Here is a 553-nt window from a genome sequence, read left to right on the forward strand (position 1 = left end):
GGCTCCTACTGCTTGTACGTACACGGTTTCAGGTTCTTTTTCACTCCCCTCGCCGGGGTTCTTTTCGCCTTTCCCTCACGGTACTGGTTCACTATCGGTCAATCAGGAGTATTTAGCCTTGGAGGATGGTCCCCCCATATTCAGACAGGATAACACGTGTCCCGCCCTACTCGTCGAGTTCACAATAACAGCATCTTCGGATACGGGGCTATCACCCTTTACTGCCGGACTTTCCAGACCGTTCTCCTGATGCTGCTATTGATTAAGACTCTGGGCTGTTCCCCGTTCGCTCGCCGCTACTAGGGGAATCTCGGTTGATTTCTTTTCCTCGGGGTACTGAGATGTTTCAGTTCTCCCGGTTCGCTTCATGACGCTATGTATTCACGTCATGATAATATCCATTGGATATTGGGTTTCCCCATTCGGAAATCGTCGGGTATAACGGTTCATATCACCTTACCGACGCTTATCGCAGATTAGCACGTCCTTCATCGCCTCTGATTGCCTAGGCATCCACCGTGTACGCTTATTCGCTTAACCTCACAACCCGAAG

At 50.5% G+C, this 553-nt stretch carries 1 rRNA gene; it reads right to left on the bottom strand.

Annotated elements, in window-relative coordinates:
- A 23S ribosomal RNA gene (locus ABN236_RS19295) occupies window positions 1-540 on the bottom strand; the annotation flags it as partial.
- Window positions 541-553: the final 13 nt, after the last annotated feature.

Source organism: Proteus sp. fly-1013, assembly GCF_040140245.1.
Lineage (GTDB): Bacteria > Pseudomonadota > Gammaproteobacteria > Enterobacterales > Enterobacteriaceae > Proteus > Proteus mirabilis_B.